At 62.9% G+C, this 22,856-nt stretch carries 18 protein-coding genes; 6 read left to right on the top strand and 12 right to left on the bottom strand.

What is annotated here, in order from left to right; all coding sequences use genetic code 11:
• Positions 1-1,038, bottom strand: a complete 1,038-nt coding sequence (locus tag QD356_RS00495; protein ID WP_043332576.1) for a rod shape-determining protein — start codon at positions 1,036-1,038, stop codon at positions 1-3.
• 328 nt (positions 1,039-1,366) lie between these two features.
• Between QD356_RS00495 and gatC the strand changes: the two genes are divergently transcribed.
• The 4 genes from gatC to QD356_RS00475 all read left to right on the top strand — a co-directional run bounded on the left by gatC (position 1,367) and on the right by QD356_RS00475 (position 5,434).
• Positions 1,367-1,654: an Asp-tRNA(Asn)/Glu-tRNA(Gln) amidotransferase subunit GatC gene (gene gatC / locus QD356_RS00490; protein ID WP_054555110.1), complete on the top strand. Its 288-nt coding sequence runs from the start codon at positions 1,367-1,369 to the stop codon at positions 1,652-1,654.
• Between the two features lie 130 nt (positions 1,655-1,784).
• Complete coding sequence (gene gatA, locus QD356_RS00485; RefSeq protein WP_153635165.1) at positions 1,785-3,263, top strand: Asp-tRNA(Asn)/Glu-tRNA(Gln) amidotransferase subunit GatA; 1,479 nt, start codon at positions 1,785-1,787, stop codon at positions 3,261-3,263.
• Positions 3,263-4,717, top strand: a complete 1,455-nt coding sequence (gene gatB, locus QD356_RS00480) for an Asp-tRNA(Asn)/Glu-tRNA(Gln) amidotransferase subunit GatB (protein ID WP_043332582.1) — start codon at positions 3,263-3,265, stop codon at positions 4,715-4,717. The genes gatA and gatB overlap by 1 nt, the downstream gene beginning before the upstream one ends.
• A gap of 165 nt (positions 4,718-4,882) precedes the next feature.
• Positions 4,883-5,434 (top strand): cupin domain-containing protein, encoded by a 552-nt coding sequence (locus QD356_RS00475; protein ID WP_043332584.1) that lies wholly within the window; start codon positions 4,883-4,885, stop codon positions 5,432-5,434.
• A 137-nt stretch (positions 5,435-5,571) separates the two neighbouring features.
• On the opposite strand, the gene QD356_RS00470 is transcribed toward QD356_RS00475, so the two are convergent.
• From QD356_RS00470 to QD356_RS00460, 3 genes are read right to left on the bottom strand one after another with little or no spacing between them, the layout of a single operon-like run.
• Positions 5,572-7,068, bottom strand: a complete 1,497-nt coding sequence (locus QD356_RS00470) for an aldehyde dehydrogenase (RefSeq protein WP_192838336.1) — start codon at positions 7,066-7,068, stop codon at positions 5,572-5,574.
• Positions 7,069-7,070: 2 nt separating this feature from the next.
• Positions 7,071-8,585: an aspartate aminotransferase family protein gene (locus QD356_RS00465; protein ID WP_279876542.1), complete on the bottom strand. Its 1,515-nt coding sequence runs from the start codon at positions 8,583-8,585 to the stop codon at positions 7,071-7,073.
• 2 nt (positions 8,586-8,587) lie between these two features.
• Positions 8,588-9,376: a gamma-glutamyl-gamma-aminobutyrate hydrolase family protein gene (locus QD356_RS00460; protein ID WP_192838335.1), complete on the bottom strand. Its 789-nt coding sequence runs from the start codon at positions 9,374-9,376 to the stop codon at positions 8,588-8,590.
• Between the two features lie 260 nt (positions 9,377-9,636).
• Here QD356_RS00460 and QD356_RS00455 point away from each other — a divergent pair, with 260 nt between their 5' ends.
• Together QD356_RS00455 and QD356_RS00450 are read left to right on the top strand one after the other, a co-directional pair.
• Positions 9,637-11,013, top strand: coding sequence for a glutamine synthetase family protein (locus QD356_RS00455; protein WP_192838334.1), 1,377 nt, complete (start codon positions 9,637-9,639; stop codon positions 11,011-11,013).
• 214 nt (positions 11,014-11,227) lie between these two features.
• Positions 11,228-12,727: a Na+/H+ antiporter NhaC family protein gene (locus QD356_RS00450; protein WP_192838333.1), complete on the top strand. Its 1,500-nt coding sequence runs from the start codon at positions 11,228-11,230 to the stop codon at positions 12,725-12,727.
• A gap of 214 nt (positions 12,728-12,941) precedes the next feature.
• Here QD356_RS00450 and QD356_RS00445 read toward each other — a convergent pair whose 3' ends face one another.
• The 8 genes from QD356_RS00445 to QD356_RS00410 all read right to left on the bottom strand — a co-directional run bounded on the left by QD356_RS00445 (position 12,942) and on the right by QD356_RS00410 (position 22,703).
• Positions 12,942-14,234 carry an FAD-binding oxidoreductase gene (locus QD356_RS00445; RefSeq protein ID WP_131431357.1) on the bottom strand — a complete coding sequence of 431 codons (1,293 nt, stop codon included), beginning with the start codon at positions 14,232-14,234 and terminating at the stop codon, positions 12,942-12,944.
• 237 nt (positions 14,235-14,471) lie between these two features.
• Entirely contained in the window at positions 14,472-15,854 is a 1,383-nt protein-coding gene (locus QD356_RS00440) for a glutamine synthetase family protein (RefSeq protein ID WP_054555117.1), read from the bottom strand.
• Positions 15,855-15,927: 73 nt separating this feature from the next.
• A complete protein-coding gene (locus QD356_RS00435; RefSeq protein ID WP_192838332.1) occupies positions 15,928-16,992 on the bottom strand; it encodes a spermidine/putrescine ABC transporter substrate-binding protein in 1,065 nt (354 codons plus the stop codon).
• A 69-nt stretch (positions 16,993-17,061) separates the two neighbouring features.
• Entirely contained in the window at positions 17,062-18,126 is a 1,065-nt protein-coding gene (locus tag QD356_RS00430) for a spermidine/putrescine ABC transporter substrate-binding protein (RefSeq protein WP_192838331.1), read from the bottom strand.
• Between the two features lie 112 nt (positions 18,127-18,238).
• Entirely contained in the window at positions 18,239-19,039 is an 801-nt protein-coding gene (locus QD356_RS00425) for an ABC transporter permease (RefSeq protein ID WP_192838330.1), read from the bottom strand.
• Positions 19,036-19,959, bottom strand: a complete 924-nt coding sequence (locus tag QD356_RS00420; RefSeq protein ID WP_107335442.1) for an ABC transporter permease — start codon at positions 19,957-19,959, stop codon at positions 19,036-19,038. The genes QD356_RS00425 and QD356_RS00420 overlap by 4 nt, the downstream gene beginning before the upstream one ends.
• A 2-nt stretch (positions 19,960-19,961) precedes the next feature.
• Positions 19,962-21,290, bottom strand: coding sequence for an ABC transporter ATP-binding protein (locus QD356_RS00415; protein WP_279876536.1), 1,329 nt, complete (start codon positions 21,288-21,290; stop codon positions 19,962-19,964).
• Positions 21,291-21,365: 75 nt separating this feature from the next.
• The gene (locus QD356_RS00410; protein WP_192838329.1) at positions 21,366-22,703 is read right to left on the bottom strand and encodes an FAD-binding oxidoreductase; all 1,338 of its coding nucleotides are present in this window, start codon (positions 22,701-22,703) and stop codon (positions 21,366-21,368) included.
• Between the last annotated feature and the right edge of the window lie 153 nt (positions 22,704-22,856).

The raw sequence follows: 22,856 nt of genomic DNA, 5'->3' as shown, positions 1-22,856 counted from the left end.
TCAATCGCTCGACAGCAGCTCGAAGGTGTGCTGATCGATCATTTCCAGCGCCTTGCCACCGCCACGCGCCACGCAGGTCAGCGGGTCTTCGGCGATGATCACCGGCAGGCCCGTCTCTTCCGCGATCAGCTTGTCGATGTCACGCAGCAGCGCACCACCACCGGTCAGCACCAGGCCGCGCTCGGCGATGTCGGAGGCCAGCTCCGGCGGAGACTGCTCGAGCGCGCTCTTGACCACCGAGACGATGGCCGCCAGCGGTTCCTGCAGCGCATCGAGAATCTCGTGGGAGTTGAGCGTGAAGGAACGCGGAATGCCCTCGGCCAGGTTGCGGCCGCGCACGTCGATCTCTCGCAGCTCGCCACCCGGGTAGGCACAACCGATCTCTTCCTTGATGCGCTCGGCCGTCGCCTCACCGATCAGGCTGCCGTAATGGCGACGCACATAGGAGGTGATGGCTTCGTCGAAGCGGTCACCGCCGATACGCACGGATTCGGAATAGACCACGCCGTTGAGCGAGATGATGGCGATTTCAGTGGTACCACCACCGATATCGACCACCATGGAGCCCATCGCCTCTTCCACCGGCAGGCCCGCACCGATCGCGGCAGCCATCGGCTCCTCGATCAGGTAGACCTCACGCGCGCCGGCCCCTTCGGCCGATTCCTTGATGGCGCGACGCTCGACCTGGGTCGACATGCACGGCACACACACCAGCACACGAGGGCTGGGTGTCAGGAAGGTGCTCTGATGCACCTTGCGGATGAAATGCTGGAGCATCTGTTCGGTAACGGTGAAGTCGGCGATGACGCCGTCCTTCATCGGACGGATGGCCGTGATATTGCCGGGGGTACGCCCCAGCATGCGCTTGGCATCGGCACCGACGGCCGCCACACTGCGGGCATTCCCGGACTGGCGAATGGCCACGACTGAGGGCTCGTCGAGCACGATACCGCGACCGCGCACATAAATAAGCGTGTTGGCAGTACCCAGATCGATCGACAGATCGCTCGAGAACAGCCCACGTAAACGTTTAAACATGGAAGTTGATCACCTAGTCCAGACCGGAACCCTGTGCAGACGCGAACGGTACCATTGCCACCCCATGGCGGCAAGCTGACACGCCTGCCAGAGCGACGCAGATGTGGTACATTTCACGCCGAATCACACTGTAACGGCGCATTCGGCGACAGATTGCTCCATCGCTGCAAAGCGCGCTGTTTTACAGGGTAACGGGCATCGGGTTTGCCGGGACACCACAATTTTCGAATTCGGCTTTTCGCGTACCTCGCGCCAGCCGATTCCGCGTGGTCGTCTCCGACTCCTGCCGTCACCTCAAGCCTCTCGAAGCCAAGACAGGGAAACTTCAATGGCCCTTGAACATTCAGATGTGCTGCGTGCCGCTCACCTCGCACGCCTGGGTCTTGCCTCGCAGGATGCCGAAGCCTACGTCGAGGATCTCGACCGGATTCTCGCCATGGTCGACCAGCTGCAACAGGTCGATACCGACGGCGTCGCACCGCTGGCACACCCGCTGGAAGCCACGCAACGCCTGCGCGCCGACGAAGTCACCGAATCGAATCAGCGCGAGCGTTTTCAGCAGGTGGCCCCGGCCACAGAGCAGGGTCTGTATCTGGTTCCGCGCGTCGTCGAGTGATCTCGCCTGGCAGGTCGCTCACGCATCGTGACCGGCTGCCATCGGATACCACGTCACGCGGCACGCCCCGTCCGCCCCGGAATTTCTGCGGACGATGCCCGGCGCATCGTCTGCACTGATGGAATCGAACATGTCATCGTCCATTGCACTACATGACAAGACGCTCAGTGAGCTGGCGCAAGGCCTGGAGGCCGGCGAATACACCAGCCGCGAGCTGACGGAAGCCTTCCTGGCCCGTATCGAACGCCTCGACGGCGAGCTCAACAGCTACATCACCCTGTGCCGCGAAGACGCGCTGCGTGATGCGGATGCCGCCGATGCACGCCGTGCCGCTGGCAATGCCGCCGCGCTGACCGGCGTGCCGATGGCCATCAAGGACATCTTCTGCACCGAAGGTGTGCGCACCAGCTGTGGCTCGAAGATGCTCGACAACTTCGTCGCGCCCTACGACGCCACCGTGATCGAGAAGCTCAAGGCCGAAGGCGTGGTGATTCTCGGCAAGACCAACCTCGATGAGTTCGCGATGGGCTCCTCGAACGAGAACAGCCACTACGGCGCCGTCAAGAACCCGTGGGACCTGTCCGCTGTCCCGGGCGGCAGCTCCGGCGGCAGTGCCGCCGCCGTCGCCGCTGGCCTTGCGCCGGCCGCCCTGGGCACCGACACCGGCGGTTCCATCCGCCAGCCGGCCGCCTTCTGTGGCATCACCGGCCTCAAGCCGACCTACGGTCGCGTCTCGCGCTACGGCATGATCGCCTACGCCTCCAGTCTCGATCAGGGCGGCCCGATGGCTCGCTCCGCCGAAGACTGCGCGCGCCTGATGAACGTGATCGCCGGCGCCGACCCGCGCGACTCCACCAGCGTGGTACGTGGCGTGCCGGATTACGTCGAAGGACTGGACTACAACCTCAAGGGCCTGAAGATCGGCCTGCCGAAGGAATACTTCGGCGAAGGCCTGTCCGAGGAAGTCGAAGCTTCCGTGCGTGCCGCGATCAAGGTCTTCGAGGATGCCGGTGCCAGCGTGCAGGAAATCTCGCTGCCGCATACCCACCTGGCCATCCCGACCTATTACGTGATCGCACCGGCCGAGGCCTCCTCCAACCTGTCGCGTTACGACGGCGTGCGCTTCGGCCATCGCTGCAAGGACCCGCAGGACCTGGAAGACCTCTACAAGCGCACCCGCGAGGAAGGCTTCGGCGACGAAGTGAAGCGCCGCATCATCATCGGCACGCACACCCTGTCCGAAGGCTTCTTCGATGCCTACTACATCAAGGCCCAGAAGGTGCGTCGCCTGATCCGCCAGGACTTCCTCGATGCCTTCGACCAGGTCGATGTGCTGATGGGCCCGGCGGCGCCGACCCCGGCGTTCGATCTCGGCGCGCACAAGGACCCGCTGTCCATGTACCTGCAGGATCTCTACACCATCGCCATCAACCTGGCGGGCATTCCGGGCATCAGCGTGCCGGCTGGCCTGGCAGGCAAGCGTCCGGTGGGTCTGCAGATCCTCGGCCCGCACTTCGGTGAGCAGACCCTGCTGGGCGTCGCGCACCAGTTCCAGCAAATCACCGACTGGCACCGCCAGCGCCCGGAATTCGGACAGGAGCAAGCCTGATGCAATGGGAAGTCGTAATCGGGCTTGAGGTTCACGCTCAGCTCGCCACCCAGTCAAAGATCTTCTCCGGCTCTTCCACCACCTACGGTGCCGAGCCCAACACCCAGGCAAGCGCCGTGGACCTCGGTCTGCCGGGCACCCTGCCGGTGCTCAACGAGCAGGCCGTGGCCATGGCCGTGCGCTTCGGCCTCGCCGTCGATGCCGCCGTTGCCGGCCGTTCGGTGTTCGAGCGCAAGAACTACTTCTACCCGGATCTGCCCAAGGGCTACCAGACCAGCCAGATGGATCAGCCCATCGTCGGCCCTGGCGTGCTCGAGATCCTGCTGGAAGATGGCACGCGCAAGTCGATCCGCATCCACCACGCCCACCTCGAGGAAGATGCCGGCAAGTCGCTGCACGAAGACTTCCAGGGCATGACCGGCATCGACCTCAACCGTGCCGGCACACCGCTGCTGGAAATCGTCTCCGAGCCGGACATGCGTTCCGCCAAGGAAGCGGTGGCCTACGTGAAGGCGATCCACGCCATCGTCACCTACCTGGGCATCTCCGACGGCAACATGGCCGAAGGTTCCCTGCGTTGCGACGTCAACGTCTCGGTGCGCCCCAAGGGCCAGGAAGCCTTCGGCACCCGCGCGGAGATCAAGAACGTCAACTCCTTCCGCTTCATCGAGCGCGCCATCCACTTCGAGGTGGAGCGTCAGATCGAGCTGATCGAGGACGGCGGCAAGGTCGTGCAGGAAACCCGCCTGTATGATCCGGACGCCGACGAGACGCGCAGCATGCGCACCAAGGAAGAAGCCAACGATTACCGCTACTTCCCGTGCCCGGACCTGCTGCCAGTGGAAGTGGACGAGGCCTACATCGAACACCTGCGCCAGACCCTGCCGGAACTGCCGGCCGAGAAACGCGCCCGTTTCGAAAGCGAACTGGGCCTGTCCGCCTATGACGCCAGCGTGCTGTCCGCCAGCCGCGAGATGGCCGACTTCTTCGAGGAAGTGAAGGATGTCTGCGGCGATGCCAAGCAGGCCGCCAACTGGGTGCAGGGCGAGCTGGCCGGTCGTCTCAACAAGGAAAACCTCGACATCACCGTCAGCCCGGTCTCCGCGGCCCAGCTGGGTGGCCTGATCAAGCGCATCGTCGATGAGACCATCAACGGCAAGGCCGCCAAGCAGGTGTTCGCTGCACTGTGGGATGGCGAAGGCAAGAGCGCCGACGAGATCATCGAGTCACGCGGCCTCAAGCAGGTCACCGACACCGGTGCCATCGAAGCCGTGGTCGATCAGGTCATCGCCGACAACCCGGCCCAGGTGACCCAGTATCAGGAAGCCGAGCCGGACAAGCGTGGCAAGATGATCGGCTTCTTCGTCGGCCAGGTGATGAAGGCCTCACGCGGCACCGCCAATCCGCAACAGGTCAACAAGGTGCTGAAAGACAAGCTGGATAGTCTCAGCTGATCGCGTGGCCGATGATCAGGACAGCGCCGGCTCTGATGCCGGTGCCCCTGATCTTGACCACCAGCACGTGAACGACGGCCAGTCGCGGAGCTCCGTGGCTGGCCGTCGTCGGTCTGGAAGGGCTTGCCCCTCTCCTCAACTCGTCGCGACATGAAGGATGTTCTGATGGCAGATGATGTCGGTGCCCGCCTGCGGGCATTGCGTACCTTGCGTGGCATCTCGCAACGCGAGCTGGCCAAGCGCTGCGGTGTGACACACTCGAGCCTGTCACTGATCGAACAGGGCAAGGTCAGCCCGTCGGTGAGTTCACTGTCGAAGATTCTCGCCGCCATTCCCATGAGTGTCGGAGACTTCTTCACCATGGAGCTCGAGAACACCGCCAAGGTGTTTTACAGCGAGGAGGAGCTGATCAACGTCGGCAGCGGCGATGTCATCTTCAAGCTGGTGGGCGCCAAGCGGCGTGACCGCGCCCTGTCGTTCATGATCGAGACCTACCCGCCCGTCACTGACACTGGCCGCGAGATGATCACCCATCAGGGTGAGGAAGCGGGCGTGGTCATCGAGGGCGAGATAGAGATCACCATCGGTGGCGACACGCGGGTATTGAAGGCGGGCGACGCCTACTACTTCGATACCAACGTGCCGCATCGCTTCCGCAACATCGGCGATGTCGAGTGCCGTCTGGTCAGCTGTGCCACGCCGGCGCGGATGTTCTAGCCCTTGCGGCGAAGGCAAGAAAGAAGAGGCCACGCAATCGCGTGGCCTCTTCTTTCTTCGCAAGCCCCTGAGTTCACGGGGACCTACACAGCTCATTTCATTTCAGTTCAGCTCATTCCGGTTCAGCTCATTCCGGTTCAGCTCAGCTCGATCCAGACACTCTTGAGCTGGGTGTATTCCGCCAGCGAGTGATGTGACTTGTCACGGCCGTTGCCGGACTGCTTCACCCCACCGAAGGGCATGGTCTGATCGCCCCCCGCCCAGTTGTTGACGAAGACCTGACCGGATTCGAGGCGATGCGTCACGCGCATGATGCGATCGATGTCCTGACTCCACACCCCTGCCGCCAACCCGAAGTCACTGTCATTGGCCAACGCCAGCGCTTCGTCTTCGGTCTCGAAGCCGAACACGGACAGCACCGGGCCGAAGATTTCCTCGCAGCCGATCGCCATCTGTGGCGTGACGCCATCGAAGACCACAGGACGAATGAAGAGCCCGGGCCCTTCGACCTCCTCACCGCCGGCGCGCAGTGCCGCGCCCTCCTCGACACCCTGGCGGATATAGCCCATCACGCGCTCATATTGGGTACTGTCGACCATCGCGCCCATGAAGCTTGCCGGGTCCAGCGGGTCGCCCGGCTGCATGCGCTCGGCAGCCGCGACCACCTTGGCGACGAAGGCATCACGGATCGAGTTCTCCACCAGCAGACGTGAACCCGCGATGCAGACCTCACCCTGGTTGTAGAAGATGGCGGCAGCGGCACTTTCGGCGACGCGATCCAGATTGGCGCAATCGGCGAAGACGATGTTGGGGCTCTTGCCGCCACACTCCAGGAACACCCGCTTCAGATTCGACTGCCCGGCATACTGCATCAATTGCTTGCCGACGGCGGTGGAACCGGTGAAGGCCAGGCACTCGACGTCCATCGACAGCGCCAGCGCACGCCCGACGGTATGCCCGAAGCCCGGCAGCACCTGGAAGACGCCGCTCGGGATACCGGCCTCACGCGCCAGCTGCGCCAGACGCAGCGCCGACAGCGGTGACTTCTCCGACGGTTTGAGGATGACGCTGTTGCCCGCCGCCAACGCCGGGGCGATCTTCCACGCCGTCATCATCAGCGGGAAGTTCCACGGCACGATGGAGGCCACCACGCCCAGCGGTTCGCGCAGCACCATGCCCAACGCCTGCTGACCGGTCGGGGCGACCTCACCGTAAAGCTTGTCGATGGACTCGGCCTGGTGGCGGATCGAGCCGATCGCCCCGGCCATGTCGTTCAGCGCGCTAGTGACCGGCTTGCCCATGTCGAGGCTATCCAGCAACGCCAGCTCATCCTGATGGGCTTCCATCAGCTCGGCCAGCCTGAGCAACACCTGCTTGCGCCGATTCGGGGCCATGCGCGACCAGACACCGCTCTTGAAGGCGGCACGCGCATGACGAATGGCGATCTCGGCATCGGCGCTGTCACAGCTGGCGACCATCGCCAGCCGCTCACCGGTGGCCGGGTTGAGGCTCTCGAAGGTCTCGCCGCTGACCGCCGGCACGAATTCGTCATTGATGAAGGCATTGCCTTGCAACTGCGGGGTCAGGCGAGCGGCCAGCGCCTGCCATTCGGCCAATGTCTGAGGACGGCTCATGATCAGGATTCCGAGGTCAGGGAAGAGGAAGGTTCAGAGGATGGAGTAGAGGAGAGTGAAGAAGGCAGCGAGGACGAGGGCGAAGTGGCCTTCAGCGCAGCGGAAGAGCAAGCGGCGGCGTGACTCGCCAGCTGGCGCGCCGTTTCATCCAGTGCCGCGCGCGCCAGACTGACCAGCGCATCGATCTGCTCATGCGTGATCACCAGCGGCGGCGAGATGATCATGGTGTCGCCCACCGAGCGCATCACCAGTCCCGTCTCGAAACAGATATCACGACACAGGTTGCCGACGGCCTGGGAAGAATCGAAACGCTCGCCACTGGCCTTGTCGGCCACCAGCTCCAGCGCCCCCATCAGGCCAAGCGAACGCGCCTCGCCGACCAGCGGGTGGTCTGCAAGCGTGGCCCAGCGACTGGCGAGATACGGCCCCAGGTCGTCACGCACCCGGGTGACGATATCCTCGCGCTGCATGATCTCGAGGGTCTTGAGCGCCACGGCGGCACACACCGGGTGCCCGGAATAGGTGAAGCCATGGAAGAACTCGCCGCCCTCTTCGATCAGCGTATCGGCGACCCTGTCGCCGACCAGCACACCACCGATCGGCAGGTAACCGGAGGACAACCCCTTGGCGATGGGCATCAGATCGGGCTTCAGGTCGTAATGCTGACTGCCGAACCATTCGCCGAGGCGACCGAAGCCGCAGATGACCTCATCCACCACCAGCAGGATGTCATATTTCGCCAGCACGGCCTTGATGGCAGGCCAGTAGCTGTCAGGCGGCATGATCGCACCGCCGGCACCCTGCACGGGCTCCGCCAGGAAGGCGGCCACATTGTCCGGGCCCAGTTCCTGAATGCGCGCTTCCAGCGCCTCGGCACACAGTCGCCCGAAATCATCTCGGCTATGTGTTTCAGATGCCGGGCTTTCACTCCCCTTTCCACGACCTTCCGCGAACCAGTAAGGCTGGCGGATATGCGTGATGCCGGGCACACAGGGGCCGCCCTGGGCATGCATCGGTGCCATGCCGCCCAGGCTCATACCCGCGACGGTCGAGCCGTGATAGCCATTCTCGCGCGCGATGATCCACTGCTTTTCCGGCTTGCCCTTGAGCGCCCAGAACCGCCGAACCATGCGCAGCATGCTGTCGTTGGCTTCAGAGCCGGAGCCGGTGAAGAAGACATGATTGATATGCTCTGGCGCGAGACGACACAGCTCGGCCGCCAGCTCGATCGCCGGCGGGTGGGCGGTCTTGAAGAAGGTGTTGTAGTACGGCAGCTGCGTCATCTGCTGGCTGGCCGCCGCGACCAGTTCCGGCTGGTCATAGCCGAGGTTCACGCACCACAGCCCCGCCATGCCATCGAGGATCCGCTGGCCATCGGAGTCATGGATATAGACGCCGCTGGCACCGGTGATGATACGACTGCCCTGCTCGCCCAGCTGCTTGAAGTCGGTGAAGGGGTGCAGGTGGTGGCGCGCATCCAGCGCCTTCAGGCGTTCGCCAGCGTCATTCATTGCCATCTTCACGCCTCCTCGCGAGTCGGGTGACAGGTCGGCAAGGTGCCACCCTCGGCCTTGTCACGACAGGCCGCGGCAAAGCCTTCCAGAATCGCCTGATACAAGGCGTGCTCACGCGGCTTCCATTCCGGATGCCACTGCACCGCCAGCGTGAAGGACGCCGCACCACTGACCGAGACCGCCTCGATTAGCCCATCCGGGGCAACCGCTTCGATATTCAGGCCCTCACCAAGACGGGCGATCCCCTGCTGATGCAAGGAATTGACCTGCGCCTCGGGCGCGGCGTAAAGCCCTGCCAGCACTCCGCCGGGCGAGATGCTGATGGCATGCGACGGCGCGAACTGCGCCTCGAGATCGCCCTTGGGCTCACGATGATCCATCAGGCCTGCCACCTTCTGCACCGCCTGGTGCAAACTGCCGCCGAAGGCAACGTTCAGCTCCTGAAACCCGCGGCAGATCCCCAGCAGCGGCAGTCGCAACTCAAGCGCCAGCGGCACCCAGCAGAGCACCGCAGCGTCGCGGGCCGGGTCTCCATAGGTGTTCTCCGGCGCGCTGGTCTCGCCGTAGCGTGAGGGGTGCATGTTGGAATAGCTGCCAGTCAGCAGCAGACCATCCAGGCGTGCCAGCAGGGCGCTGGCGGCGCCGGGCTCGACATCCTCCCAGACCGGAATGACCACCGGATCCAGTCCGAATTCACGCAGGGCGCTGACGTACTTGTCGGTCACCATATGCGCCGGATGACCTTCTACGGTGCGACGGCAGGCAATGACGCCCACCAGGGGACGAGGTGGCATGGGATCTCCTTTGAGGCGAACAAGCAGGCCTTGGATGATTGGTATGTTTTAATCAACATAGACTGAACGCCTTTCCTTGCCAACCCGACGAAACGACGATTTCACAGAAATCTATGCAAAATACTGTTTTAAAACAACTTATTGCCATAACGCCAAGACCATCCAGCCACGAAAACCATCACGTGTTGTAAAATATTTGACAACAATGGCCATGATGGCGATATATAAACCACAACATCCCATGCCCACAGGTGATATCCATGTACAGCCTCCCCGTCGATGAGGCCAGAGAATTTCTGGACCGTCATCCGGAAATCGAGAACATCGATCTGCTGATCAGTGACATCAGCGGCATCCAGCGCGGCAAGCGAATCCCGCGCGAGAATCTGGAAAAGGCCTATGAGAATGGCATCAACCTGCCAGGCTCCGTCTTCGCACTGGATATCGCCGGCAACACCATCGAGGAAACCGGGCTGGGGCTCAGCAGCGGCGACAGTGATCAGGTCTGCCGCCCCATCCCCGGCACCTTGATGGCAGCCCCCTGGCTGCGCAACGGCAAGCAGGGGCAGCTGCTGATGAACATGCGTGATGACAAGGATGGCCCCTTCTTTGCCGACCCGCGCAATCAGCTGCAGAAACAGGTCGATATTCTTGCCGACATGGGCCTGACGGCGGTCGTCGCGCTGGAACTGGAGTTCTATCTGGTCGATCGCGAGCGCGATGACCTGGGCATGGTGCAGCCGCCGTGCTCCCCGCTGACAGGCGAGCGCGCCAGCGAAAGCCAGCTCTATTCCATCGGCGAGCTGGATGAGTACGCCGACTTCCTCGACGAGATCCAGACTGCCGCGCGCATCCAACAGCTGCCGCTGGATACCGCGCTCAAGGAATGTGCGCCGGGCCAGTTCGAGATCAACCTGATCCATCTCGACGATGTCATGAAGGCCTGTGACAGCGCTGTCCTGCTCAAGCGTCTGATCAAGGGCGTCGCCCTGCGCCACGGCTTCGATGCCACCTTCATGGCCAAGCCGTATGGCGACGAGGCCGGCAACGGCATGCATGCGCACATGAGCCTGGTGGACCAGCACGGCAACAATGTCTTCGCCGCGCAGGACGAGAATCCGCTGGGCACCGAGACCCTGCGTCACGCCATCGGCGGCCTGCTGGAACTGATGCCCGCCTCGATGGCGCTGTTTGCGCCCAACCTGAATTCCTATCGCCGCTTCCAGCAGGGCCTGTACGTGCCGATGGCGCCGACCTGGGGCTTCGACAATCGCTCGGTCGCCATCCGCATCCCCTCCGGCCCCAACGAGGCACGTCGTCTCGAGCACCGCGTCGCCGGGGCCGACGTCAATCCCTACCTGCTGCTGGCCACCTTGCTGGCCTCGGTGATCCACGGCATCACGCATCAGGTCTCGCCGGGCGAGCCGGTCACCGGCAATGCCTATGACCAATTCGAGCCGAGCCTGACCAACAGCTGGCCCGAGGCGCTGACGCTGCTGGAGGAGAGTGAAGCATTGGCCCACGCCTTCAGCGAGCGCTTCCTGAAAGTCTTCATCGCTGGCCGTCGCGCGGAGCGTGAAGCGGCCATGCAGATCATCAGCCGTCTGGAATACGACTGGTACCTGCGCAACATCTGATCCACACCGACCTCTCCACCAACTCCAGGGCTCAGGACATGACAATCATAAAAACCGTCGCTGCCCGCGACTTCGTTGGTCACTCACTGCATGGCCACGGCTTTGCAGACCGGCTCCCCGCAGAGCGCTGCTGCGCTGACCAACTCAGTGTCGACCAAGCCAGTACCGAGCAAGTCAGCACCGAGCACTTCCTCGCTGCATGGGAGGCCCGGGCATGAATCAGGTCTCTCCCGTCCCCCCAGCGTCCCCACACCCCTTCGCTCCCTCCGTCAGCGTCCGTGGCAAGGGGCGCAGCATTGCCATGTTCGGCGTCATCCTGGCACTGGTGCTGGGCATCACCTTTACCCATGAGGCCGGCACGCCGTACGGCTGGATCAGCCTCGTGCCATCGCTGATCGTGCTGGTGGTCGCCATCGCGACCCATCGCACCCTGGAAGCCCTGGCCATCGGCGCGCTCACGGGTCTGCTGATACTGCAGCCTGACGACTACATCGGAGAGCTGGCCGATATCTCGCTGGGCGTGATGATGAACGAGACCATCGCCTGGCTGATTCTGGTCTGTGGGCTGATGGGCGGCTTCATCGCCATGATGGAGAAGTCCGGCTGCACGCTGAGTTTCAGCAACATGATCGGTCGCCTGCTCAAGACACGCCGTCAGTCGCTGATCGGCACCGTGATTCTCGGCATCCTCATCTTCATCGATGACTATCTGAATGCCCTGGCGACGCCGGCTGCGATGAAACGCCTGACGGACCGCTTCGGGGTCTCGCGTGAGAAGCTGGCCTATATCGTCGACTCGACTGCCGCCCCCATCTGCATTCTGGTGCCCCTCTCGACCTGGGCGGTGTACTTCTCCCAACTGCTCGAGGAAGGCGGTGCCACCGAAAGCGGCATGTCGCTCTATATGCAGGCGATTCCCTACATGCTGTATGGCTGGATCGCGATGGCGCTGGCCATGCTGGTCGCCATCGGCCTGATGCCGGACATCGGCCCGATGAAGGCCGCCGAGCGACGCGCCAAGGCCGGCCAGCCGATTCCTGACGGCGCCCCGGAGCCCCTGCCGGAAGCCCAGGCGCCGCAGTCCAGCCCCTGGGTCGGCCTGATGAACTTCGTGCTGCCGATGGCCGTGCTGATCGGCGCCAGCGCCTGGTTCGAGATCGACCTGCTCAAGGGCGTGATCGTCGCTACGCTGTTCACCATCCTGCTGTATCTCGCCCAGCGCCTGGTGTCGTTTTCCTCGCTGATGGACGCGGTGATGGACGGCTTTCGCACCATGATGCTGCCCCTGGCCATCGTGGCGGTCGGGTTCGTGCTGCGCGAGGTCAATGACCAGCTCGGCATGACCACCTTCATGATCGAGAGCCTGACACCCTACCTGACTCCGGCGATCCTGCCGGCCATCGTGTTCGTCAGCATGGCCGTCGTGGTCTTCGCGACCGGCTCCTCCTGGGGCGTGTTCGTGATCTCGATCCCGATCGTGATTCCCATCGCGCTGCACATGGATGCCTCGCTGCCGCTGATCGTCGGCGCCCTGCTGTCAGCCTCCAGCTTCGGTAGCCACGCCTGCTTCTTCTCGGACTCTTCGGTGCTGTCCTCACAGGGCTGCGGGGTCCAGCCGATGCAGCATGCGCTGACGCAACTGCCCTACACCTTGATCGGTGCGCTGGTCACGACGCTGGGCTTCCTGCTGATGGGGTTCTGGATCGCCGGCTGACCCAGCGCTCACGCCATGAATCGGCAAGACATGCACTGCGCCCCGCCTTCACAGGCGGGGCGCAGTGCATTGTGCATGACCTGTTTGCCTGCACCTCTCACCATGGCCACTAGCTTTCATCAGGACCGTCTGTCTTGTCCCTCTTTGTCTAGCCAATGAAAAAGCCGCCTCCCGATAAGGAAGGCGGCTTGGGGCATTCTGGAGAACAGGCTGATCAGATACCGAGCTTGTCGCGGGTCTGGTAGTACCAGGCACCCACGGCAGACAGCGGCACCCGCAGCATGCGGCCACCGGGGAACGGCAGGTGCGGCAGGCCGGCGAAGGCATCGAAGCGGCCATCACGGCCGGTCATCACCTCACTGATCAAGCGCCCAGCCAGATGGCTGCAGGTCACGCCATGCCCGGAATAGCCCTGGGCGTAGTAGACGTTGTCATTGAGCACGCCGAACTGGGGCAGACGATTGAGCGTCATCAGGAAGGTACCGCTCCAGGCGTAGTCGATCTTGACGTTGGCCAGTTGCGGGAAGGCCTTGAGCATCTTGGGGCGAATCAAGGCTTCGATATTGCTGGGGTCTTCGCCGCCATAATTGACGCCGCCACCGAAGATGAGTCGGTTGTCACGGGTCAGGCGGTAGTAATCGAGCAGGTAATTGCAGTCTTCCACCGCCATGTTGTTGGGCAGCAGACTACGCGCCACATCCTCCGCCAGCGGTTCGGTGGTGATGATCTGGGTACCACAGGGCATCGACTTGCCTTCAAGCTCCGGCAGCACGCCGTTGAGGTAGGCATTGCCCGCCATTACGACGCGGTCGGCCCGCAGGGTGCCGCCCGCGGTCTTGAGCACGACGGGGCTGCCATGCTCGAGACTCAGCAGCGGGCTGTGCTCGAAGATCACGCCGCCCAGTGACTCGAAGGCTGCGGCTTCGCCCAACACCAGATTGAGCGGATGGATGTGGCCACCGGAGTGATCGACCAGCGCGCCCGTATAGCCTTCGGCACTCACTTCACGCTTGTAGGCATCGCCTTCCAGCAATTCAAGACTGGTGTTGCCATAGCGCTCCCACAGCGCCTTGTGCTCCTTGAGTCCCTTGAGCTGACGCGCATTGCAGGCGGCAAACAGATTGCCTTCGCGCAGGTCACAATCGATGCCATAACCGGCGATACGCTCACGAATGATGCGGTTGCCTTCAAAGGCCATGTCCCCCAGCGCACGTGCCGTCTGGGCGCCGAAACGCTCCTCGATCACATCCATGTCGCGGCTGTAGCTGTTGACGATCTGCCCGCCATTGCGACCGGATGCGCCGTAACCCACGCGAGCGGCCTCCAGCACCATCACCTTGAGGCCCTGCTCGGCCAGGTGCAGCGCCGCCGAGATGCCGGTGAAGCCAGCCCCGACGACGCAGACATCACAGCTGACATCTCCCGCTAGCGGGGGCCGTTCGGGCACGGCATTGGCTGAGGCGGCATACCAGGAGGCAGCATGTTCCAGGGGCAGAGAGGCACTCATGACAATTTCCTTGTGGTTATTTTAATCAACATGAAAGCACGATATCACGGATCATCGAGCCAATCACGCCGACTTTGACATGCAATAATCACCACAAGCAGCGACCTGCCAACACAGAGTGCACCACCTGAAACGCCGAGAGGCCGTGACGACTGTCACGACCTCTCGGCTCCCTCATGGGCATGCCCCGCAGGGTGAGATACACAGTGCTAGACACACAGGACATGTCCCGAAGGGCTAGACACGCAGCAGCAGGTGCTCCCGCTCCCACGAGCTGATGACCTGGAAGTACTCACGATGCTCGGCGCGCTTGACGGCCAGATAGCTCTTCACGAAGCGCTCGCCGAGAATATCCGCCAACGGCTTGCAGGAGTGCAGCGCATTCAGTGCCGGCCCGATATCGTCCGGCAGGCTGTTGCCGCCCTCCCAGGCAGAGCCCACGGCCGGCGGACGTGGCTCGATCTGCGCCATCATGCCCAGATAGCCGCAGGCCAGCGAGGCAGCCATCACCAGATAGGGATTGGCGTCGGCGCCGGCCAGACGGTTCTCGACCCGCGTCCCCTCGGCATCTGACACCGGCACCCGCAAGCCGACGGTGCGGTTGTCAAAGCCCCACTCCACGTTGATCGGTGCGGAGCCACTGGTCTCGCTGCGCATCAGGCGGCGATAGGAATTAACGTTGGGCGCGAAGAACGGCATCGCGGACGGCATGTAGGTCTGCAAGCCGCCGATGAAGTTGCGAAACAGGGTGCTGGCCCGCCCTTCATCATCCGCGAACAGGTTCCTGCCGGTCGAGACATCCACCAGGCTCTGATGGATATGCATCGAGCTGCCCGGCTGATAGGCCATCGGCTTGGCCATGAAGGTACCGTACATGCCGTGGCGCAATGCCGTCTCGCGCAGCGTGCGCTTGAACATCACGACCTGATCGGCCAGCGCCAGCGGGTCACCATGCTCGAAATTGACCTCCATCTGCCCGGCGCCCTCCTCATGGATCAGGGTATCGAGATCCAGCCCCATGGCCTCGCAGTAGTCATACATCTCCTCGAAGAGCGGATCGAACTCATTGACCGCATCGATGGAATAGGACTGACGGCTGCTCTCCTGACGACCGCTGCGTCCGATGGGCGGCTCCAGTGGATAGTCGGAGTCCTTGTTGGTCTTGACGAGATAGAACTCGGCTTCGGGGGCCACCACCGGCTTCCAGCCGCGTGCGGCATACAGCGCCAGCACTCGCTTGAGCACATAGCGCGGCGACAGCTCCACCGGATCACCATTGAGGTAATAGCAGTCATGGATGATCTGCGCGGTGGGGTCTTCCGCCCATGGCACCAGATAGACGGCACTGGTATCCGGGATCAGCTGCATGTCCTGCTCGGCCGGATTCCAGAAGCGGCTGTCTTCATCATCCGGATACCCGCCGGTGACGGTCTGGATGAAGATGGAGTCCGGCAGGCGCGGTCGCCCACCATTGAGGTACTTGCGCGCCGGCATGATCTTGCCCTTGAGAATGCCGGTCAGGTCGGTGACCAGACATTCCACCTCGGTGATGCCATGTGCCGTGAACCATTCCTGCAGCACGGCTTCGTCGTCTTCGCGACCAGTGGGTTCGTACTTCATGACACCTTCCTTGAACGCTACAGGGCAGGCCACGCGCTCGGCAGCCTGCTTCGATAGACCCGATTGCCAGCGCTCAGCGCGCCTTCACCTCGGACCACAGCTGCTGGAATATCTGCAGCTGCTCGCCGGAGAGACTCGGTGAAAAACGCAGTCGCGCCATGTCCTCTTCGGAGGGCTGAATCGGTGGCTGAGTCAGCACCTCATCCAGATACGGCTCTGCCGCGGCATTGGGGCTGGCGTAGTAGTTGTAGTTGGAGAGCTGCGCGCCGACCCGGGCATCGAGAATGAAGTTGATGAAGGCATTCGCCAGCTCCGGGTGCGGCGCCCTGGCGGGAATCATCATCGAATCCACCCACTTCTCGGTGCCCTCTTCGGGGATGACGAACTTGATGTCAGCGAAGGACTCCGGATTTTCCTCACGATAGAACAGGTAGTCGCCATTGAAGGACAGCCCGGCATGCGTGACCTTGCGCGCCAGCTGCTGAAGCGCGGGCGTGCCGTCGGAGAAGCCGCTGAAATTGCCGCGATGCTTGGTCTCGATCAGCAACCTGGCGGCCTCGCGCCAGTCGTCGAGATCCGTGCAGTCATAGCCATGGCCGAGATAGGCGCAGGCGATGCCCATGCTGACCTGACCACCGGTCATCAAGCCGAACGGCCAGGCATCATTGACGGTCGGATCAAACACCATCGACCAGCTCTTGGGCGCTTCCTTGAAGGTGCTGGCGTTGTAGACAAGCCCGGTGACACCCCACTGATAGGGCGCGGCATAGTCGAGCCCCTCCCCCAGCACCGGATCACGGAACTGCTCGGCGAGATTGGCCAGATTCGGCACCTTGTCCTTGTCGAGCTTCTGCACCAGGCCCATCTCGATCAGGCGCGGTACGTAGTAGCTGGAGGGCACGATGATGTCGTACTGGGAGACACCCCCGGCATTCAACTTGGCGACCATTTCCGGCTGCGAGTTGTAGTAGTTCTCGACCACCTCGACGCCGAACTTCTCCTCGAAGGCGGTGATGATTTCCGGGTCCATGTACTGGGTCCAGTTGAAGAGATACAGCTTCCTGTCTTCGGCCTGGACGCCACCGGCCAGCAACAGGCTGGCGATGGCCGCAGCGAAACGCAGCGTGTCAGTTGTCATCGTGATGCTCCATGCGTGGCTTCGACTCAGACATCAATCAGAGCTCCCTCGGTTCAGAGCTCCCTCGGTTCAGCGCGACTGCACCTCAGACCACAGTTGCTGAAATACCTGCAGTTGTTGGCCGGAGAGACTCGGTGAGAAACGCAGGCGCGCCATGTCATCCTCAGAGGGCTGAATCGGTGGCTGAGTCAGTACCTCATCCAGATACGGCTCCGCGGCGGCGTTGGGGCTGGCGTAGTAGTTGTAGTTGGAGAGCTGCGCGCCGACCTTGGCATCCAGAATGAAGTTGATGAAGGCGTTCGCCAGCTCCGGGTGCGGTGCCTTGGCCGGAATCATCATCGAATCCACCCACTTCTCGGCACCTTCGTCAGGAATCACGAACTTGATGTCAGCGAAGGACTCCGGGTTTTCCTCCAGATAGAACAGGTAGTCGCCGTTATAGGACAAGGCGCCATGGGTGACCTTGCGCGCCAGCTGCTGAAGCGCCGGCGTGCCATCGGAGAAGCCGCTGAAGTTGTCGCGGTGCTTGGTCTCGATCAGTAGCCTGGCGGCTTCGCGCCAGTCATCCAGGTCGGTGCAGTCGTAGCCGTGTCCCAGATAGGCACAGGCAGACCCCATGCTGACCTGGCCGTCACCCATCAGGCTGAAGGGGTAATCGCCATTGACGGCGGGATCAAACAGCAAGGACCAGCTCTTGGAAGCGTCCTTGAAGGTGCTGGCGTTGTAGACCAGCCCCGTCACGCCCCATTGATACGGGGCGGTATATTCGGCGCCCGGATCGAAATTCGGGTCACTGAACTGCTCGGCGACATTGGCCAGGTTCGGGACCTTGGCCTTGTCGATCTTCTGCACCAGGCCGGTTTCGATCAGACGCGGCACGTAATAGTTGGACGGCACGATGATGTCGTACTGGGAGACGCCGCCCGCGTTGAGCTTGGCCAGCATTTCCGGCAGCGAGTTGTAGTAGTTCTCGACTACCTCGACGCCGAACTTCTCCTCGAAGGCGGTGATGATTTCCGGATCCATGTACTGGGTCCAGTTGAAGAGATACAGCTTCTTGTCTTCGCCCTGGACGGCACCTGCCAGCAGCAGACTGCCGATGGCGACAGCGAAACGCAGCGTGTTGTTTGTCATTGTGATGCTCCGCTCAACGTGCTTGAGAAGTGATGGGACGTGCGTGATGAATGATCAGGCCCGACGTCGGCAAGGACAGCAGTGTCAGACCGCCTGTGGATATTGCGTATGCTCACGACGCCGCGCGCCGGCGCGACAGCACCAGACTCATGAGCGCCGCCAGGGCGACCGCCGCCATCATCAACGTGGCGATGGCATTGATTTCAGGAGTCACGCCCTTGCGTATCGCGCTCCAGATGTAGATGGGCAAGGTGGCGCTCTCCGGTCCGGCGGTGAAGAAACTGATCACGAAATCATCCAGCGACAGCGTGAAGGAGAGCAGGAAGCCCGAGATCAATGCCGGCTTGAGTGTCGGCAACATGAAGAACTGCACGCGCTGCCGCGGTGTCGCATAGAGGTCCTTGGCCGCCTCGAACAGCGTCGGGTCCAGCCCGACGAAGCGCGAGTAGACGATCAACGCCACGAACGGCACCTGGAAGGTGACATGTGCGATGGTCATGGTGGCCAGTCCCGGCGACAGCAGACCGGTCAGCTCATTGATCTTGACGAAGAAGGTCATTTCCGAGATCCCGAACACGATGTCCGGCAGCACGATGGGCAGATAGATCAGCACGATCAGCCAACCCAGCTTGCGGTGACGATGGCGATACATGCCATACCCGATCAGCGTGCCGATCATCAGCGCCAGCAATGACGACACCACCGCCAGCAGCAGCGAATTGCCCAGCGCCGACAGAATCGCGTCATTGCCCAGCAGGCGCCGATACCAGCGCAGCGACACGCCAGTGAAGCTGGCGGCACTGTTGGAGGCATTGAAGGAAAACAGCATCACCACGATCAGCGGCAGATACAGAAAACCGAGCGTCAGCCACCAGAAGCCCCGCAATCCCTTGTGAAAGCTCCCGCGCCTCATATCACCACCTCTTCACCGCCGCCCAGCCGCTTGCCGATGCGGCGCATGGCGTAGAGACCAATGAAAGTGGCGATCAGCATCAGGATCGCGCCCGCCGCCCCCAGCGGCCAGTTGGCGCTGCCAGCGAACTGATTGGCGACCAGATTGCCCAGCATCATGCCCTTGCCGCCGCCCAGCAGCTCCGGAATCACGTACATGCCGAAGGCCGGAATCGCCACCAGCACGACACCCGCCAACAGCCCCGGCAGTGTCTGGGGGAAGACCGCGTGCCAGAAGGCCTTGAGCGGCGAGGCGTAGAGGTCCTGCGCCGCCTCCACCAGTGAAAGATTCAACTTCTCGAAGGCGGCGTACAGCGGCAGCACCATGAACGGCAGGAAGTTGTAGACCAGCCCCAGAGTGACCGCGAAATTGGACGGATAGAGCCCCATGTTGGGCGCGATCATGCCCATGGCTTCCGCCAGCTCCGCCAGCGGCGTGCCCGGCGCCAGCAGATTCATCCAGCCGAAGGTGCGAATGACCTGATTGGTCCAGGACGGCACCACCACCGCCAGCAGCATGATCGGCCGCCAGCGCTGGTCTGACTGCGAGATGTAATAGGCGATCGGATAGGCCACCAGCACCACCAGCACAGTGGAAAGCACGGTCTGCCACAGCGAGCGCCCCAGCGTCATCAGGTTGCCCGGGCTCCAGCCGAGAAAGCCCTGTCCGGCCAGCTGCTGAAACGAGGTCAATGACAACGGCATTTCCGGCAGCCCATAGGGGCCGTTGGTCATGAAGGCCACGCTCATCAGATAGAGACTGGGCAGCACCAGAAAGACGATGATCCACAGTGCACCGGGCGCGACCGTCAGCAACAGGTGGCGTGACTCGGCGACCACCGCGCGGCTGCGCGCAGTGGCCAGGGTTGCGTGATAGGCCATCGTCATTCCCCCAGCGTGATCAGGTCTTGCGCGGCGACCACCACATCGACCTGGTCGCCGACTTCCGGCAACTGGCCACCCCGGTTGTTGACCACCACCTGCACGCTGACACCCGCTACCTCGACGCGATATTCGGCGTGGCTGCCGCGGTAGAGTCGCTCCTGCACCCGGCCCGGCAAGTGATTTTCCAGCACGTCGTGACGCTCGAACTCGCTGGCGGGTCGCCGGCGCAGGTCCAGCGTCTCGGGACGCAACAGCAGCAGACTGCCAGTGCCCGGCGCCTGTGCGGTCAGTACGCCCAGCGGCGTGGTCAGTCGGATGGCGTCACTGCGGCTGTCATCGCGAGCCGTGACGTCGAACAGATTGGCATGGCCCATGAAGCGCGCCACGAAGGCATTGGCCGGACGCTCGTAGATCTCACGCGGCGAGCCCACCTGCTGGAGGCTACCGCTGTCGAGCACCGCAATGCGGTCCGACATCACCATCGCTTCCTGCTGATCATGGGTAACGAAGACGAAGGTCATGCCCAGGCGCTTCTGCAGGCGCAGCAGCTCGATCTGGATCTGGCTGCGCAGGCCGGCATCCAGCGCCGACAGCGGCTCATCCAGCAGCAGCACATCCGGCTCGCAGACCAGCGCCCGCGCCAGCGCGATGCGCTGACGCTGACCACCGGAGAGCTGGTCGACTCGGCGATCGATCAGGCTGCCCAGCTTGATGAACTCCGCCATCTCGGCAACCCTGGCCTCGCGCTCCCGGGGGGCGACACCGCGCATCTTCAGGCCGAATGCCAGGTTGTCGCGCACCGACAGATGCGGAAACAGCGCATAGGACTGGAAGACCGTGTTGACGCTGCGCTGATGCGGCGGCACCTCGGTGACGTCCCGCCCGCCGATCACCACCTGACCTTCATCCAGCGCCTCGAGACCGGCCAGAATCCGCAACAGTGTCGTCTTGCCACAGCCCGAAGGCCCCAGCAGCGTGAAGAACTCGCCGGGCTGGATGCTCAGGTCCACGCCATCCAGCGCCGCCACCTCATTGCCGAAGCGCTTGTGCAGCCCCTTGAGCTGGATGGAGGATGCCGCGCGTCGCGGCAGCGCGGGCTGATCCGCCTTCGCGCCTTGGCTCTCGCCGATGCTCTCATTGACGGTATCGCCAAGGTTCTCACCGGCGTTATCGTCGAAGCCCTCACCGACATGTTCACAGACGCTCTCGCTGGCGTGCGTGCCGCCAGGCGCCCGCGCGCCGGCAGGCTTTCTCGTCGTGTGCTGCTCGGGCGTACCAGCGTCCTTGCCATCCACCGCGCTCATCGCGCCTCCCTTGCGATTACTCACCAGTCGTTTCCAGCTCTTGGGCTGTCGGGGTGTTCAACAGTGTCAAATGTGCAGCACCTTCATCATGGCCTCGGCCTAGAGCCGATCACGCAACGTGTAGAAGCTGGTCGCCAGGACCAGCAGAGGAGTTCGCAGCCAGCGCCCACCCACAAAGGGGCGGTGCGGCATGGCGGCAAAGATATCGAAACGTTCTGCCTGACCGGCGATGGTCTCGGCGACCAGCTTGCCCGCCAATCCTGCAAGCGACATGCCATGTCCCGAGTAGCCCTGAGCGTAATAGACATTCGGCGCGAGACGCCCGAAGTCCGGCGCGCGGTTCATGGTGATGGCCACGTCGCCGCCCCAGCGGTAATCGATCGCCACGCCATCGAGCACCGGAAACAGGCGGCGAATCTTGCTGTCCATGCGCGCCTTGAGGCCACGCGGCTCCTGACCGGTATAGCTCACCTCACCGCCATACAGCAGGCGCCTGTCGGCAGAAAGACTGTAGTAGTCGAGCACGAAGTTGGCATCGGAAAGCGCGTCATCCTGCGGCAGGACCTGCGCGACCTGAGCCTCGCTGAGCGGTTCGGTGGCGACGATGTAATTGGCGACGCGCATGATGCGCTCTTCCAGCGAGGCGACGAGGCCATTGAGGTAGGCATTGGTGGCCACGACCACGAATTCGGCGCTCACGCAGCCATGCTCGGTTTGGATACGAGCACGCCGTGAGGTGCCATCGGGTGTATCGCCGCTCCGGCCGTGGTCGAGCTGACGCACCCGGCTCTGTTCGCAGAGCGTGACGCCGGCCTGCTGGGCAGCTCGCGCAAGTCCGAGGGTATAGTTGAGCGGATGCAGATGACCGCCCTCACCATCATGCAACGCGCCCGGATAGGCGTCGGTGACGACCCGCTCGCGCAGCGCATCGCCCTGCAGCCACTGCAGCGCGTGATAGTCGTAATCGCGTGCCATGCGCGCCTGGAACTCCTGCAGTTCGCGCACATGACGCGGCTTGACCGCGGCATGCAGGTAGCCCTGGGTGAAATCGCAGGGAATCTGATGCCGGGCGACCAGCTCGGCGGTCAGGCGCACGGACTCGCGGCTCATCTCCCAGATGGCGCGTGCCTGCTCGCGCCCCAGCGCCTTCTCGACCGTCGCGATATCGGTGCCGAGCCCCGGCAGGATCTGGCCGCCACTGCGCCCGGAGGCCCCGAAACCGATGGTCTGCGCTTCCAGCAGAATGACCGAATAGCCACGCTCGGCGAGATGCAGCGCAGCGGAGCAGCCCGTGACACCGCCGCCGATCACGCAGACATCGGCTCGCTGCTCACCGACAAGAGGCGGGCATGGGTCAAGCGTCACACGCTGGCTGGCCTGGTAGTAGGAATACGAGCCAGCACACTCGCTCTGCGTGCCTGATCTGAAGCCGCCCATGCACCTCCTCATCCGCTCTTGTTGAGTTTATTCACCATCGACTGGAGTATTTTCGATATTTACCACACGTTTCGCTGGAATGCTGCATGTTGATTGCGCTGCATGGGAGAAATCTTCAACACCCCATGGCATTGGCGCACCCTGGTGGTGCGC

The organism is Cobetia sp. 2AS, from assembly GCF_029846355.1.
Lineage (GTDB): Bacteria > Pseudomonadota > Gammaproteobacteria > Pseudomonadales > Halomonadaceae > Cobetia > Cobetia amphilecti.
The sequence above is the reverse complement of the archived record's forward strand: the minus strand, read 5'-3'. Positions and strand labels throughout refer to the sequence as shown.

Excerpts from the sequence above, each read along its gene's own strand:
- QD356_RS00455 (WP_192838334.1), top strand. The coding sequence starts at position 9,637 with ATGTACAGCCTCCCCGTCGATGAGGCCAGAGAATTTCTGGACCGTCAT.
- QD356_RS00410 (WP_192838329.1), bottom strand. The coding sequence starts at position 22,703 with ATGGGCGGCTTCAGATCAGGCACGCAGAGCGAGTGTGCTGGCTCGTAT.
- gatA (WP_153635165.1), top strand. The coding sequence starts at position 1,785 with ATGTCATCGTCCATTGCACTACATGACAAGACGCTCAGTGAGCTGGCG.
- QD356_RS00465 (WP_279876542.1), bottom strand. The coding sequence starts at position 8,585 with ATGGCAATGAATGACGCTGGCGAACGCCTGAAGGCGCTGGATGCGCGC.
- QD356_RS00430 (WP_192838331.1), bottom strand. The coding sequence starts at position 18,126 with ATGACAAACAACACGCTGCGTTTCGCTGTCGCCATCGGCAGTCTGCTG.
- QD356_RS00460 (WP_192838335.1), bottom strand. The coding sequence starts at position 9,376 with ATGCCACCTCGTCCCCTGGTGGGCGTCATTGCCTGCCGTCGCACCGTA.
- QD356_RS00470 (WP_192838336.1), bottom strand. The coding sequence starts at position 7,068 with ATGAGCCGTCCTCAGACATTGGCCGAATGGCAGGCGCTGGCCGCTCGC.
- QD356_RS00440 (WP_054555117.1), bottom strand. The coding sequence starts at position 15,854 with ATGAAGTACGAACCCACTGGTCGCGAAGACGACGAAGCCGTGCTGCAG.
- QD356_RS00495 (WP_043332576.1), bottom strand. The coding sequence starts at position 1,038 with ATGTTTAAACGTTTACGTGGGCTGTTCTCGAGCGATCTGTCGATCGAT.
- QD356_RS00450 (WP_192838333.1), top strand. The coding sequence starts at position 11,228 with ATGAATCAGGTCTCTCCCGTCCCCCCAGCGTCCCCACACCCCTTCGCT.
- QD356_RS00445 (WP_131431357.1), bottom strand. The coding sequence starts at position 14,234 with ATGAGTGCCTCTCTGCCCCTGGAACATGCTGCCTCCTGGTATGCCGCC.
- QD356_RS00475 (WP_043332584.1), top strand. The coding sequence starts at position 4,883 with ATGGCAGATGATGTCGGTGCCCGCCTGCGGGCATTGCGTACCTTGCGT.
- QD356_RS00420 (WP_107335442.1), bottom strand. The coding sequence starts at position 19,959 with ATGGCCTATCACGCAACCCTGGCCACTGCGCGCAGCCGCGCGGTGGTC.
- QD356_RS00435 (WP_192838332.1), bottom strand. The coding sequence starts at position 16,992 with ATGACAACTGACACGCTGCGTTTCGCTGCGGCCATCGCCAGCCTGTTG.
- gatC (WP_054555110.1), top strand. The coding sequence starts at position 1,367 with ATGGCCCTTGAACATTCAGATGTGCTGCGTGCCGCTCACCTCGCACGC.
- gatB (WP_043332582.1), top strand. The coding sequence starts at position 3,263 with ATGCAATGGGAAGTCGTAATCGGGCTTGAGGTTCACGCTCAGCTCGCC.
- QD356_RS00425 (WP_192838330.1), bottom strand. The coding sequence starts at position 19,039 with ATGAGGCGCGGGAGCTTTCACAAGGGATTGCGGGGCTTCTGGTGGCTG.